14 protein-coding genes are annotated in these 12,547 nt (G+C 67.2%); 7 read left to right on the top strand and 7 right to left on the bottom strand.

The annotated features are described in order from the left end of the window. The first annotated feature begins 195 nt into the window (after positions 1-195). Positions 196-1,236 carry a metallophosphoesterase gene (locus DC347_RS12475; RefSeq protein ID WP_109045669.1) on the top strand — a complete coding sequence of 347 codons (1,041 nt, stop codon included), beginning with the start codon at positions 196-198 and terminating at the stop codon, positions 1,234-1,236. Between the two features lie 75 nt (positions 1,237-1,311). On the opposite strand, the gene DC347_RS12480 is transcribed toward DC347_RS12475, so the two are convergent. Further along, positions 1,312-1,785 carry a GNAT family N-acetyltransferase gene (locus DC347_RS12480; protein ID WP_109045670.1) on the bottom strand — a complete coding sequence of 158 codons (474 nt, stop codon included), beginning with the start codon at positions 1,783-1,785 and terminating at the stop codon, positions 1,312-1,314. Between the two features lie 189 nt (positions 1,786-1,974). Here DC347_RS12480 and DC347_RS12485 point away from each other — a divergent pair, with 189 nt between their 5' ends. Continuing rightward, complete coding sequence (locus tag DC347_RS12485; protein ID WP_109045671.1) at positions 1,975-2,952, top strand: patatin-like phospholipase family protein; 978 nt, start codon at positions 1,975-1,977, stop codon at positions 2,950-2,952. A 73-nt stretch (positions 2,953-3,025) separates the two neighbouring features. On the opposite strand, the gene DC347_RS12490 is transcribed toward DC347_RS12485, so the two are convergent. After that, complete coding sequence (locus tag DC347_RS12490) at positions 3,026-3,550, bottom strand: flavodoxin domain-containing protein (protein ID WP_109045672.1); 525 nt, start codon at positions 3,548-3,550, stop codon at positions 3,026-3,028. A 97-nt stretch (positions 3,551-3,647) separates the two neighbouring features. On the opposite strand from DC347_RS12490, the gene DC347_RS21510 reads away from it, so the two are divergent. Then, complete coding sequence (locus tag DC347_RS21510; RefSeq protein ID WP_133247089.1) at positions 3,648-3,992, top strand: hypothetical protein; 345 nt, start codon at positions 3,648-3,650, stop codon at positions 3,990-3,992. A 57-nt stretch (positions 3,993-4,049) separates the two neighbouring features. Here DC347_RS21510 and DC347_RS12495 read toward each other — a convergent pair whose 3' ends face one another. Beyond that, complete coding sequence (locus DC347_RS12495; protein ID WP_109045673.1) at positions 4,050-4,409, bottom strand: VOC family protein; 360 nt, start codon at positions 4,407-4,409, stop codon at positions 4,050-4,052. Positions 4,410-4,456: 47 nt separating this feature from the next. Between DC347_RS12495 and DC347_RS12500 the strand changes: the two genes are divergently transcribed. Then, positions 4,457-4,762 carry a hypothetical protein gene (locus DC347_RS12500; RefSeq protein ID WP_109045674.1) on the top strand — a complete coding sequence of 102 codons (306 nt, stop codon included), beginning with the start codon at positions 4,457-4,459 and terminating at the stop codon, positions 4,760-4,762. Here the strand turns inward: DC347_RS12500 and DC347_RS12505 are convergent. After that, positions 4,759-5,493, bottom strand: coding sequence for an EAL domain-containing protein (locus DC347_RS12505; RefSeq protein ID WP_240617776.1), 735 nt, complete (start codon positions 5,491-5,493; stop codon positions 4,759-4,761). The two genes, DC347_RS12500 and DC347_RS12505, sit on opposite strands and share 4 nt — an antisense overlap. Positions 5,494-5,670: 177 nt before the next feature. Between DC347_RS12505 and DC347_RS12510 the strand changes: the two genes are divergently transcribed. The 3 genes from DC347_RS12510 to DC347_RS12520 all read left to right on the top strand — a co-directional run bounded on the left by DC347_RS12510 (position 5,671) and on the right by DC347_RS12520 (position 8,434). After that, complete coding sequence (locus DC347_RS12510; protein ID WP_109045676.1) at positions 5,671-5,985, top strand: helix-turn-helix transcriptional regulator; 315 nt, start codon at positions 5,671-5,673, stop codon at positions 5,983-5,985. Beyond that, complete coding sequence (locus tag DC347_RS12515) at positions 5,982-6,389, top strand: SRPBCC domain-containing protein (protein WP_018760952.1); 408 nt, start codon at positions 5,982-5,984, stop codon at positions 6,387-6,389. Before DC347_RS12510 ends, DC347_RS12515 begins: the two co-directional genes overlap by 4 nt. Before the next feature lie 101 nt (positions 6,390-6,490). Beyond that, complete coding sequence (locus DC347_RS12520) at positions 6,491-8,434, top strand: ATP-binding protein (RefSeq protein WP_109045677.1); 1,944 nt, start codon at positions 6,491-6,493, stop codon at positions 8,432-8,434. A 74-nt stretch (positions 8,435-8,508) separates the two neighbouring features. Here DC347_RS12520 and DC347_RS12525 read toward each other — a convergent pair whose 3' ends face one another. The 3 genes from DC347_RS12525 to kdpC are packed head-to-tail and all read right to left on the bottom strand — an operon-like array spanning position 8,509 to position 12,545. Next, positions 8,509-9,186 carry a response regulator gene (locus DC347_RS12525; protein ID WP_109045678.1) on the bottom strand — a complete coding sequence of 226 codons (678 nt, stop codon included), beginning with the start codon at positions 9,184-9,186 and terminating at the stop codon, positions 8,509-8,511. Further along, positions 9,183-11,903 (bottom strand): ATP-binding protein, encoded by a 2,721-nt coding sequence (locus tag DC347_RS12530; protein WP_109045679.1) that lies wholly within the window; start codon positions 11,901-11,903, stop codon positions 9,183-9,185. Before DC347_RS12530 ends, DC347_RS12525 begins: the two co-directional genes overlap by 4 nt. A 30-nt stretch (positions 11,904-11,933) precedes the next feature. Then, on the bottom strand, positions 11,934-12,545 hold the full coding sequence (kdpC, locus tag DC347_RS12535; RefSeq protein ID WP_109045680.1) for a K(+)-transporting ATPase subunit C: 612 nt from the start codon (positions 12,543-12,545) through the stop codon (positions 11,934-11,936). Between the last annotated feature and the right edge of the window lie 2 nt (positions 12,546-12,547).

Here is a 12,547-nt window from a genome sequence, read left to right on the forward strand (position 1 = left end):
GCCCCGCCGTCGTCGGGTCGTCGTCCGTTCCGTGCCCGGCCCATGACCGTGCCCCAGCGATGTCCCGGCCAGTTCATCCCTACGCAACCACCACGTCCACCTCCGTTCTTTCGGGCGGACAAGCCTTGGCAGGCACCCACTGCCCGGCGGCTCGCGATACAAAGGGCGGAAGGCCCACCGTCCAAGGAGTACCCCGTGTTCGTAAGATCCACCCTGGCCACGCTTGCCGTCCTCGCCACCCTCGCCGGAGCAGCCGCAGCTCCCGCCCAAGCAGCCGACAACACAAGCGACAGCAGCCAGGCCTTCACCTTCGGCGTTATCGGCGACATTCCCTATGGTGCGGCCGAGATCGCAAAGTTCCCGTCGCACATCCGGGACCTCAACGCCGATGAGGACCTGAAGTTTGTAGCACACGTGGGCGACATCAAGAACGGCTCCTCCATCTGCTCCAACGAGTACTTCTCCTACATCCGCTCCCAGTTCGACACCTTCACCCACCCGCTGGTCTACACGCCGGGCGACAACGAATGGGTGGACTGCCACCGAACCAACAACGGCGCCTACAACCCGCTGGAGCGCTTGGACAAGATCAGGGAGGTGTTCTTCAACGAACCTGGCAAGACGCTTGGCGCCACCATGCCCGTCAAGAGCCAGGCGAACCTGGGGCTGCCCGAGGACGTCCGCTTCACCAAGAACCGGGTGGCTTTCTCCGTTCTGAACGTCCAAGGCAGCAACAACTCGCTCCTGCCGTGGACGGGGTTGGGCAAGACCGCTCCCACGCCGGAACAGCTCGCCGAGGTGGAACACCGCACGGACGCCGTCCTGGCCCAGATCCACCAGACCTTCGCCGATGCCAAGCGCAGCAACGACCGGGCCGTGGTACTCATGCAGCAGGCGGACATGTTCGATCCCGCGCTGCTCGCCGACGCCGCCGCCGACCCCGAGACCGTGTCCGGCTTTCGGGAGGTCGTGCAGGCAATCGTGGACGAAACGAACCGCTTCGACGCCCCTGTCTACCTCGTCAACGGCGACAGCCACGTCTTCGCCCAGAACAAGCCCCTCGCCGCCGGCTCGCCCTGGCTGGATATCTATGGTGCGCCGGCCGCGGACAACCTGCAGCGCATCACCGTGGACGGCGCCAACAACGCCGTCGACTACCTCCGCGTCACCGTGTCAGGCAACAACGCCAAGGGTGCAGACGTCCTGAGCTGGGAAAAGGTCCCGTACAGCGGGTAGCACCACACTGAAGCGGACGACGGCGGGCGCCCACCCGCCGTCGTCCGCTTTCCTGTGTGCCGGAAACCGGCCGTCCTAGAGCCGGAGCGCCATGAACACGCTGTGGGGATCCAGCACATAGCCGGCGAATGGTGCGCACTCGGTGAATCCGTGGCGGGCATAGAGGCGTCGGGCCGGGGCGAAGTAGTCCTCGGTCCCGGTTTCCAGGTAGACGCGCTCCAGGTTCCGGGACCGCGCGTCGGCGAGGATGTGCCGAAGCATGAGGCTGGCGACGCCTCGTCCCCGAGCCGATGTGGTGGTGCGCATGGACTTGATCTCGCCCTTCCCGGCTGCGCCCGGTGTGGAGCCCAGGAGCTTGAGTGCCCCGCAGCCCAGCAGTGCACCCTGCTCGCGGGCGGTCCAGAACGTGATGGATGGGGCGGAGAGCGCGGAATGGTCCAGCGCATGCACGCTTTCTGGAGGCGAGGTGGCGAACATGTCCGCCAGGTGCTCGCTCAGGAGCCGGTGGACGTCGTCGCGCTCGGGGCTGTCCCGCTCTATGGAAATCATCACTTCAAAGGTACCGGTTGCCTGCGGCGCCGCGGTGTGCGACTATTCGGGGGATCGTGATCCGAACGCAGGAGGTGAGACCCATGAATGCAGTATCCGCAATGGGTGCTCCCTCGCAGTCCACGATCGCGCGGCTGAACTAGCCGCCACCGGGAGCGCCGCACAGGCTATTCGCGAAAGGCGACTCCCATGAATACAACACCTTCCTCCCAACCACGCCCCTCCCAGGGTTCACTTCCCGGCCGCGCACTGGTCCTTGGCGGGGGCGGATCAACGGGCAATGCCTGGCTGATCGGCGTCCTGGCGGGCCTCGCCGATGCCGGATTGGACGTGACCCGGGCCGACCGGGTCATCGGTACCTCCGCCGGATCCACGGCCGCAGCCCAAATCGCCGGGGCACCCCCGGCCGAACTATATGCCGCCATCCTGGGCGCGCCTTTGCCGCCACAACGCCGCCCTCCAGCCGGCCACGCCCCTGCCAGGCCGGTGTCCGACCACCTGGAGCGGACCGGCAGGATCATTGCCGCCGCCGAGGATGCGGCCGACATGCGCCGCCGGATGGGTGCGGTTGCCCTGGAAATGGCGGCTGCCCGGAACCCTTCCACGGCGACCGCTCCGGTGCAGGACAGTTCTGCCCAAGAGAGTTCAGCCCAGGGCGGTTCCCTCCGGGAGCAGTGGCGCGCAACGGTTGCAACGCGGCTCCCCACGCTCGAATGGCCGCAGCACGAGCTGCTGATGACCGCGGTTGATGCCCACAGTGGCGAACCGGTGGTGTTCCACCGGCACAGCGGCGTGGACCTGGTGGACGCCGTGGCCGCCAGCTGCGCCAGCGGCTTCGCGTTCGGGATCGGGAACAGCAGCTATATCGACGGCGGCTACCGGCGCAACGAGAACGCCGACCTGGCGGCCGGGTGCGGGCGGGTGCTGGTCCTCTCGCCCTTCGGGGGCAGGACACGGATGCCGCTGGGGTGGAACATGCAGCTCGCAGCGCAGGCCGATGAGCTGCAGGCCACCGGCAGCGTGGTGGAAACGGTCTTCCCGGACGTCGGCTCGGAACACATGTTCGGTGCCAACGCCATGGACCTGCGGCTGCGCCCCGCAGCCGCCCAGGCTGGCTACACCCAAGGAACGGCCCTTGCCGGGCGGCTTGCCGCCTTCTGGAGCTGACGCCTCCGGGGACGCGTTCGACGGCGGGTGCGCGTTCGACGGCGGGTGGGCGCCCGCCGTCGAACGTTCCCCGCTACAGCGTGGCCAGGAAATCCTCCGCGAACCTCTTCACGCCGTCCCATTCGGTGTAGACGTAGTCCCGGGACGTATCGGTGTCCAGGGAGCCCTTGTCGCCGGCGATCTTCTTCATGATGAGGCGCTTGATGAACCCGTAGTGCGTGTACAGCAGGGCGCCCCCGAACAGCGCCACATGGGCCGGCCGCCAACCGGTTTGCTCCTCGAACTCCCGGACGTAGCTCTCGGCGTTTTCGGCATCCCCGTGCGCGGCCAGGCTGACGGAGAACAGGGCGGATGGGAGCCGCTCCAGGGTTTCCCGGTTCTTCCGGACAAAGTCCTGGACGTACTCCTCGTGCGTGCCCATGTGCACCGATGCCCCCACCAGGACCGCGTCACACCCGGGCGGGATCGAGTCGCCTGCCTGCTTGATGTCCGCAACGCGGGCCTGGTGCCCATGCGCCTGGATGACGTCCCCAATGAACTCGGCGATCCTGGCCGTCTGGCCCTCGGTGGTCCCGTACGGGATGTAGATGCTGCCCATCGTTGGCCTCCTGGCGGTGTCCGGATCGGGTCCTGTATTACCTTGCCGAATTCCCGGTCCGTGGCGTAGGGCCCAACGTCCCGGAAGTTTTTGGCGCATGAGCCTTTGGCACTTCTCCGCGGGGATGACAAAAGGAGCAAAGAATGTCGGAGGCGGTCAAAATTATGAAGTCGCCATAACTGGCGAGGTCACGTCATTGGTCCCGATTCTGCCGCCAATCCAAGCCCCAGGCCGGGCAGGACGGCGGGACTGGCTAAAAAAGCAAAAGAGCGTATGGTGGCCGTTAACGCGAGAGAAGGGCGTGGTTCCGGTGTCTGGAAAATCAAAAGGCGGAGCGGCCAAAAAGGTCGGCAAGTCGATCCTTGAGAAACGTGCCGAAAAAAAGGCGAAAACCGAAAGCAGTGAGCTTCACGTTATAAAGCAGCGCAAGAACCACCGTTGACCGGGCTGCCGGCCAGGACTCCTAGCCCGGCTGGCTGCCTGTAGGCCGCCAGGGACGCTACTCCGGACCCTTGTCGATGACGCAGAACCGGTTTCCGTCCGGATCCTCAAGCACCACGAAGTCCGGGTCCTCCGGGTACATATCCCAGTCCACGCGCTTGGCGCCGAGGGAGAGCAGCCGCTCCACCTCCGCGGCCTGATCGTCCGCGTACAGGTCCAGATGGATCCGCGGGTAAGCCTGGACAGATGTTTCGCTGAGCATGAGGGACAGGTGGGCGCCGGGGCCCGACGGCGGTTCGAGGGTCACCCAGGTGTCGTCACCAGGTTCCCGGGGGACATAGCCGAGGGCTTCATGCCAGAAGGTGGTAGCGGCGGCGACGTCGTTGACGCCGAGGACGATGGTGCCGATGGTCAACATCCGCCCAGCCTAAACCGGCCGGGGCAGGTCCGGCTAGACTCGCCTGCATGGGGGAAAACAACACATCCGGGGAAGAACGACCATCCAAACGCGCCAAACTGCCCGCCGTCGTCGTGCCCTGCCTCGGTCTGGCGGCAGTGCTGGTCGGCTGCCTCGTCGCGTACCTTAATCGCGACTTCACGGGCTGGGTTGCCTACGCTCCCTTGAGCAACCAGCCTTTCAGCGCCAACGGGGCTGCGTTCATCACGCAAGGCACGCAGGCGGGCCTGGCTGTTGCCGGCGTGGGACTGCTGGTGCTCTCTTTCTGGGCAGGCATGGTTGCGGGCCGTCGGGCTGGCTCCGTCCGCCGCTAGCGGGGGAAGACCGCCAGGCCCTGCACGCCGCCAGCGGCGGCAACGGGGACATGGATCTCGGGAAGTTGCTCGAACGCCGGTTTGGCGAACCAATAGCCCTGGAGCAGGCGGACACCGGCTGCCTGCAAAACCCGGTATTCCGCCTCCGTTTCGATGCCCTCGGCGAGCACGGTGATGTTGAGGTCCCCGGCGATGGCCACGATGCCGGCGACCACTGCCTGCCGTGCGGGACTGCCGTCGATGCCGCGGATGAGCTTCATGTCGATCTTGATCAGGTCCGGCTGGAAGTCGACCAAGAGTCCCAGGCCTGCATGGCCGGCCCCGAAGTCGTCGATCGCCGTGATGAAGCCGTGCTTGCGGTATTCGGTGATGATATTGGTCAGGTGGGCGGTGTCAGTGACTTCTTCGTTCTCCGTGAACTCGAACATGATCGAGGACAACGGGAAGTCGGCTTTCGCAGCCGCAAGCAGTGTCGCGCGGAGGCAGGCCGCCGGTTCGTAGACCGCGTTGGGCATGAAATTGATGGAGAGCATCAGGTCCTCGCCGGCCGGGAAGAGGCGCGCCGCCAGTTCGATGGCCTTGACGCGGCAGTCCTGGTCGAAGCGGTACTTCTGCTCCGGGGAAACCCTCCGCAGGACCTCGTACGCGCCTTCGCCCGCCACGCCCCGGACCAGCGCCTCATAGCCCCACACCCTGCCGGCAACAGCGTCATAGATCGGTTGGAAAGCCATGCTGAAGTCGAAATCAAGCCGTGAAGATGTGGTGCAGCCGTCGCATGCCAAAGTTGGGGTCCTCTCGAATGGTTACTCAAGAGTAGGACACGGCCGGGCAGGTGCGCGGGATAATTGTTCCCCCTGTTCAGCCAGCATCCGGTGATATGTCGGATAAGTCCGACATATACTGCCGTTGTGCTTCCTGATGTTTTTGCCGCCGTCTCCAACCCGGCGCGGCGCGTCATCCTCGACGAGCTCCGGCAAGGACCCCGAACGGCGGGTGAACTCACGGGGCTGCTGGACCTCAGCCGCCCCGCCGCCTCCGAGCACCTGGCAGTCCTGCGCGAGGCAGGCCTTGTCCGGGAAGAACGCCAGGGCAGGAACAGGGTGTACCACCTGCAGCCTGCCGCCCTCGCCGAGATCGGCGGCTGGGTGAAGCGCTTTGAGCACTACTGGAACCAGCGGCTGGATGCGCTGGCCGACCTTCTGGACGAGGAGAAACCGTCATGACAGATAACGCCATCCGGCTCGAACGCCGCTTCCCGCATCCCGCAGCGGCGGTCTGGGCCGCACTGACTACCCCCGAATTGCTGGCACGGTGGTGGGCGCCGGGCAACATCGCACCCGCCGTGGGCCACCGCTTCACCATGGACATGGACTCCTGGGGCCGGCAGCAGTGCGAGGTACTCGCCGTGGACCCGGGCACGTCCATCAGCTTCCTTTTCGCCGAAGGCCAGCTGGACACCACCATCACCTGGCGCCTGGAGCCCATTGACGGCGGCACGATCCTCCATTTCGAGCACGCCGGCTTCCGCCTCGATACCCCCATGGGCCGCCATGCGATCGAAGGCATGGGCAATGGCTGGCCGGGCCTGCTGGCAAGGATTGACGGGCTGCTCGCCGAGGTCTCCTGAGATCGGCGCATACCTGCTACGCTCCACGTAGTTGGCCCGTCGATGAGCCTTCAGGCGGCCACCAGCCACCAGCAGATTCACGTGTAAGCGGGGTATCCAGCATGGCCGTCGCGGAAATCCAGGTGGACCAGCGCGTGATCGGAATCGACTCCCGGCGGTTCGCCTCGGTGGAGAAGGCGCTGGTGGAGCTGATCACCAACAGCGACGACAGCTACGCGCGCCTGGAAAAGGCCGGCGGCCAGGTCGCCGGCAGGATCGTGGTGGGCTATGAGCGCCACCACGCCGGCGCGGTCCTGACGGTCAGCGACCAGGCGGAAGGAATGTCCTTCGAGCAGGCCGGCCGGATCCTTAGCTACGGCGGCGCACACAGCCCCCTGGCCCGCGGCGAGGGCGCCGGTCGCGGGTACTTCGGGCGCGGACTGAAACAGGCCATCTTCGGACTGGGCCACGGCTGGATCGAAACCATCCAGGGCGGCAGGTTCACCCGCATCGACGTCTTCCGTGGCGAAAACGGCGGCTACCTCTACGACGACGACGGCGCCGACCGCGAGGCCTTCCCTGCGGATTACGCCCGGCTGGGAATAGACGACGGCGGGATCCCTGCCGACGTACGGAACGGCACCAAGGTGACCATCGTCGTCGACAACCCCCGTGCCACGATCACTCAGCAGGCGACCCTGCTGCAGTTGCTCGCGGACAACATCTACCTGCGCGACGTGCTGGGCCGCCGCAACGTGGAACTGGTGCGCGGGACTGCGGGCACCGACGGCTACAGCAGGGACGCCATCCGCTTCGAAGAACCCCCGGCTGCCACGCTCATCGGCCCGGACCGTCCCGGAACCTTCACCGTTGACGGCGTCGAATATGCCTTCACCGTCACGCTCAAGCGGGCCAACGGCGTTGAACTGGCCATGAAGGGCGACGAGCGCACCGCCGGCCTGGTGGTGGAATCCGGTATGGCCGTCCTGGACTGCCAGATGTTCGACTACGAAAACCAGGTAGGCACGGAGTACCTTTTCGGCACAGTCAGGTGCCCGGCGCTGACTGAAATGCTGGGCCGGGGCAAAGCAATCATCAGCGACGAACGCGAGGGGCTGAACCCCAAAGATCCGTTCGTTGCCGCCTTCTCCGCCGCCGTGAGCCGGATGATCGCCGGGGCCGTGCAGGCAGAGAAGGAAAAACTCACCCACCTGGAACGCGCCACCACCTCCGGACGCACTGCCGAAATGATCGAACGCCTGCTGCAGCACATGAGCGCTGCCGCCGTCCTGGACCTGGGCCTGGACACCGGACCAGTCCGCGACGCCGGGACCGGGGAACCGGCGTCCGCGGCGCTGCGGTTCACCACGCCGTTCTACTACCGCCCGCCGGGGCATCCGTTCCACGTGGCCCTGCTGCTGGATCCCGGCCAGCTCCCCGCCGGCGGGACCCTGGAATTCGATGTGGACCTGCCGCCATCGATCCGCCTGGTCCCGGTTCCGGTGTCCCTTCCCGTTTCCGGTGTGCAGGACACAACCCGGCTTGAATGGACGGCTACCGGGGACCGGCCCGGAGACCAAGGGGAAATCACCGTGCGTGCCGGGGACTACTGGGCGCTCAGCGAAATCGTCATCGCCGAACACGCCTCACGTCGAAGCGCGGACCAGCCGCCGCACCCTGCAGTCCCCGGTTCCGGTACCCCGCCGGGCGCGCGCCAGCAGGCCCACCGTCCCGGCCGGGACCATGGCGTTGACCTCTTCACCGGCTACGACTTCCGCAACCTCCACAACACCACCGACCGGGCCGTTTACAGCGAGGCGGAGCGCAAAGTCATCATCAACACCGCCGCGCCCACCGTGCAGCTGTACGTCGATGGCCGCGGCCGGTTCCGTGACTCCGCCCGGCTGTTGCTGGCCGAGTTGTTCCTCGACGTGATCGCGGAGGAACTGGCGCGGCGCCGGGTGGAGCAGAGCGGCCACGCCGGCGACCTTGACGCCTTCCGGAAAGCCAAGCGCAGCATCATCGGCCGCTACGGCAGTGAGGTCCACCGGACGTTCCTGGGGTGACAGTACGTTGCTGGGGTGACTCCACGCAGGTCGGGTGGCACCACGCAGGTCGGGTGGCACCCCCCAGCGGCGTTTCAGGGCTGGAACCGGTAGCCGATGCCCGCCTCGGTCAGCAGGTGGCGGGGGTTTCCGGTGTCCGGCTCGAGTTTGCGGCGCAGCTGGGCCATAAAGACGCGCAGGTAGTTTGAGTCCTTGGCATAGGCCGGGCCCCACACATCGGTCAGGAGCTGCCGGTGGGTGATCAACTTTTCCGGGTTCCGCACCAGGATCTCCAGGATCTTCCACTCGATGGGCGTCAGCCGGACATCCGCTCCCTCCCGGCTCACCCGGTGCTTGGCCAGGTCCACCGTGAAGTTCTCCGTGACCACCACCGGCTCCGGTGCCTGCAGGTCCGCGGACCGGCGCAGCAGCGCCCGCAGCCGGGCCAGCAGTTCGTCCGGTCCGAACGGCTTGGTCAGGTAGTCGTCGGCGCCGGCATCCAGGGCTTCAACCTTGTCCTCCGAGGTATGCCGGGCCGAGAGCACCAGGACCGGGACACGGCTCCATTCCCGCAGTTCCTTGATCACGGTGACGCCGTCGATGTCCGGCAGCCCAAGGTCCAGGATCACCAGGGCCAACGGATTCTGGGTGGCGGCCAGCAGCGCTGACCTCCCGTCAACGGCAGTGGTGACCGCATAGCCGCTGGTTTCGAGGGCAAGCTTCAGGATCCGCAGCAGGTGCGGGTCATCATCCACTACCAGGACGCCCGTCACTGCTGATCCGCCGTTGATGCCTGGAAGGGGGCCTGGTGGATCCGCCGGGCCAGGAACGACTGGGGCACCACGGGCGCCTGTCCGCGGGGTCCGTCGTCGGGAAAACCGGTGGAAAGCGGCAGCCTGATCACCATGGTCAGTCCTCCACCCGGGGTCTCCTCCGCGGTCAGCGTGCCGCCCATCGCCTCGGTAAATCCCTTGGCTACGGCCAGGCCCAGGCCCACGCCGGTGGTCTGCGGAATGTCATCCAGCCGCTGGAACGGACGGAACATCTCCACCACTCTCTCTGCCGGAACGCCTTGGCCGTGGTCGATGATACTGATCTCTCCGGCCGGCTGCCCCTTCAGCGTTGTGTTGCTCAGGCCGCCGGCGCCGCCCACCACGGCAATATCGGAACCCGGCGCATACTTGACCGCGTTCTCCACCACATTGGCGATCACCCGCTCCAGCATCCCGGGGTCCGCCTCGATCTCAGGCATATTCGGCGGCAGTTCCACCCGAACCCTGCCCGCGGGGACGGACCGGAGGGCGCTGGGGATGACCTCGGACCAGCGCACGGGCCGCAGGAGTGGCTCGGCCCCGGGGGAGCTGAGCCGGGACATATCCAGCAGGTTCCCCACCAGCAGGTCCAGCCGGTCCGAACATTCATCAATGGTCTGCAACAGCTCGTGCTCCTGCTCCGGGGCGTAGTGCCGGTCCTTCTGCAACAACATGCCCACCGAAAGCTTGATGCCGGCCAGGGGAGTGCGGAGGTCGTGGGAAACCGCGCGGAGGATGGACGTGCGCATGGTGTTGCCCTCGGCCAGGCGCAACACTTCACGGCGGCTGTCCGCCAGTTGCTGCCGCTCCAGTTGGGCGGCAAGGTGGACGCCGAACGCCGCCAGCAGGCGCCGGTCTCCCGCGGGAAGCGCACGGCCGAACAACACCAGCCGTGTGGCGGGATCGATGTTCTCCGTCGTTTCGGTGCCAAAATCCGCGGCCCCGGAATTCCCTGCGCCGGAACCTCGGGTGCCAGCATTCCCGCTGCCAAAATCCGGGATTCCGGTCTCGCCCGGTCCTGGCACCTCGCCGGCGCCGGCAACCAGCCGCCAGCCCGCCGTCGTCCGCTCATTGCCGTCCGGGCCGCTGCCGTACAAAGCTGCCCCGCGGACGCTGAAGACGTCGAGGGCCTGCTGGAGCAGGTCCTTCACGCCATCCTCGGACCGGACGGCGCCGCGGGTGAGGTCGGAGAGCGTGGTGGCCTCGGCGCGGGCGCGTGAGGCCTCCTTGGAGCGCCGCGCGGAGAGGTCCACCACCACGGCGACGGCGGCGGAAACCCCGACGAAGACCAGCAGGGAGAAGAAGTTGTGGGGATCGCTGATGGTCAGGGTGCCCACGGGAGGCGTCGAGAAGTAGTTGACCAGCAGGCTGCTCCACAGGGCGGCGAGCACCGCCGGCCACAGACCGCCCACCAGGGCCACCGTGACCGATCCGGTCAGCTGCACCAGGATGGCGGTGGACACACCGGGGTCCGGGTCCAATGCCAGCAGGAGCTGCAGGACCACCGGCAGCACCGCGGCGAGGATGAAGCCCACCGTGACGCGGACTCGGCCCAGGTCCCGTTCTCGCCGTGGACCGGCTCCCCGGCCGCCCAGGGGATGGGACACCATGTGCACGTCGATGTCCCCGGAATCGCGGACCACCCGCGTGCCGATGCCCCCGCCCAACAGGCCGCCCACCGTGCCCGCGAACTTGCCCCGCCGCGAAATGCCCACCACGATCTGTGTGGCGTTGACGCTGCGCGCAAAATCGAGCAGGGCAGCGGCCGGATCCTCACCGGCCACAATGTGGTAACTGCCGCCCAGGTCCTGGATTAAGCGGCGCTGGGCTTCCAGGGACTGCGGGGACTCATGGACCACCCCGTCCGCCGCACGGACATGGACCGCCAGCAGATCCCCGCCGTTGACCCGGTTAAGGATCCTGGCCCCGCGCCGGATCAGGATCTCGCCCTCCGGTCCGCCGGTCAGGCCAATCACCACCCGCTCCCGCGCCGGCCAGGTCGCCTGGATGTCGTTGTCCGCCCGGTACCGGGCCAGGCCCTCATCAACCCTGTCCGCCAGCCACAACAGGGCCAGTTCCCGCAACGCGGTCAGGTTTCCCAGCCGGAAATAGTTGGCCAGGGCGGCGTCTACCTTGTCCGGGGCGTAGATCTTTCCCTCACCCAGGCGCTGGCGCAGCAGTTCGGGGGAGATGTCCACCAGGTGGATCTGGTCTGCGCGGCGCACCACCTCGTCGGGCACCGTCTCGGCCTGCCGGACCTCCGTGATGGTGCCCACCACGTCGCCCAGCGAGGCCAGGTGCTGGATGTTGACGGTGGAGAGGACGTTGATGCCCGCGTTGAGGAGCTCGTCAACGTCCTCCCAGCGTTTACCGTGCCGGCTTCCCGGAACATTTGAGTGGGCATATTCGTCCACCACCGCAGTGGCCGGGGCGCGGTGCAGGACCCCGTCCAGGTCCATTTCCTCGAACTCGGTGCCGCGGTAGGGCAGCCGCCGGGGCGGGATGGTTTCCAGGCCTGCCATGAGGGCGCGGGTTTCGGCCCGGCCGTGGTCAAGGGCGAACGCGATAACCACGTCCTCGCCCCGGTTGGCCAGCCGGTGGGCCTCCTCGAGCATCTCGTAGGTCTTGCCGACCCCGGGCGCCGCCCCGAGGAAGATCCGCAGCGTTCCACGTGCCATGCAGTTATTCTTCCACTCCGGCAACGCCGCTCAGGACCGCGGCGATCCGGCCGCCGCCACGTCGAGGTTGAGCGCCGTGACGTTGACGGTGGGCTGGCCCAGGAACGCTGCAAGGCCACTGCTGGTGTTCTTGTCCACCAAGGCCTGGACCGCCTCGGTGCCCAACTGGTGGGCGGCGGCAACCCGCGGTACCTGGAGCCGGGCGTACTCGGGGGAGATGCCGGGATCCAGCCCCGACCCGCTGGCGGTGACGGCGTCCGCGGGGACGTCGGACGGCTGCACGCCCTCGGCCTCCGCCACGGCGGCACGGTTGGCGTTGACGGCATCGGTCAGCTTGGCGTCGTTGGGGCCCAGGTTGGAGGCCGACGACGACGCCGGGTCCCAGCCGACGGCGGAGGGACGGGCGTGGAACCAGGCGGGGTCCTGCGTGCCGTCGTCGTCCTTCACCTGGGCGATCAGCGCCGATGCCGCGGGCGCGCCGGCACCGTCGCGGAGGATGGAGCCATTCGCCTGGTACGGGGCAACCAGCTGCCCGACGCCAAAGACGGCGGCCGGGTAGGCGAGGCCAAGCACCACGGTGGCGAGGAACAGGAAACGGATGGCCGTTCCCGACTGTCGGAGATAACCGGTGAGCGCATTCATGG

Source organism: Pseudarthrobacter sp. AG30 (genome assembly GCF_003116525.1).
GTDB lineage: Bacteria > Actinomycetota > Actinomycetes > Actinomycetales > Micrococcaceae > Arthrobacter.

Coding starts and splice junctions, on each gene's coding strand:
- kdpC (WP_109045680.1), bottom strand. CDS start 12,545: ATGAATGCGCTCACCGGTTATCTCCGACAGTCGGGAACGGCCATCCGT.
- DC347_RS12495 (WP_109045673.1), bottom strand. CDS start 4,409: ATGTTGACCATCGGCACCATCGTCCTCGGCGTCAACGACGTCGCCGCC.
- DC347_RS12530 (WP_109045679.1), bottom strand. CDS start 11,903: ATGGCACGTGGAACGCTGCGGATCTTCCTCGGGGCGGCGCCCGGGGTC.
- DC347_RS21510 (WP_133247089.1), top strand. CDS start 3,648: ATGAGCCTTTGGCACTTCTCCGCGGGGATGACAAAAGGAGCAAAGAAT.
- DC347_RS12485 (WP_109045671.1), top strand. CDS start 1,975: ATGAATACAACACCTTCCTCCCAACCACGCCCCTCCCAGGGTTCACTT.
- DC347_RS12480 (WP_109045670.1), bottom strand. CDS start 1,785: ATGATTTCCATAGAGCGGGACAGCCCCGAGCGCGACGACGTCCACCGG.
- DC347_RS12520 (WP_109045677.1), top strand. CDS start 6,491: ATGGCCGTCGCGGAAATCCAGGTGGACCAGCGCGTGATCGGAATCGAC.
- DC347_RS12500 (WP_109045674.1), top strand. CDS start 4,457: ATGGGGGAAAACAACACATCCGGGGAAGAACGACCATCCAAACGCGCC.
- DC347_RS12490 (WP_109045672.1), bottom strand. CDS start 3,550: ATGGGCAGCATCTACATCCCGTACGGGACCACCGAGGGCCAGACGGCC.
- DC347_RS12505 (WP_240617776.1), bottom strand. CDS start 5,493: ATGGCTTTCCAACCGATCTATGACGCTGTTGCCGGCAGGGTGTGGGGC.
- DC347_RS12515 (WP_018760952.1), top strand. CDS start 5,982: ATGACAGATAACGCCATCCGGCTCGAACGCCGCTTCCCGCATCCCGCA.